The organism is Polaribacter sargassicola, assembly GCF_021991835.1.
Taxonomy (GTDB): Bacteria; Bacteroidota; Bacteroidia; order Flavobacteriales; family Flavobacteriaceae; genus Polaribacter; species Polaribacter sargassicola.
This window is the reverse complement of the sequence record NZ_JAHDAU010000247.1, coordinates 1-278: the sequence shown is the minus strand read 5'-3', so window position 1 is coordinate 278 and position 278 is coordinate 1. Positions and strand designations below refer to the sequence as shown.

Below are 278 nucleotides of genomic sequence, written 5' to 3'. Positions count from 1 at the left end.
CATTAAACACATGAAAATTAATTGGATATTTTTAGCGCTATCATTGTTTAATCTACAGTTAAGTTTTTGTCAAATGGACATAAACAACACGTTAGATTTAAAGCCCTGGGAAGACCCTCAAGTTTCAGGAATTAACCGGTTACCAAGTAAAGCGACTTCATACTCATACCCCAACGAATCGTTAGCCTTACAAAATGACAAAAACAATTCTAGTCGCTATAAGCTTTTAAATGGTAACTGGAAATTTTATTGGGCTCGCATTCCAGAAGGAGTTCCAA

The 278-nt window shown here is 35.3% G+C and carries 1 protein-coding gene; it reads left to right on the top strand.

What is annotated here, in order from left to right:
• Nucleotides 1-10: 10 nt before the first annotated feature.
• A partial coding sequence (locus KI686_RS16705) for a hypothetical protein (RefSeq protein WP_237590431.1) occupies nt 11-278 on the top strand: 268 nt, incomplete at its 3' end.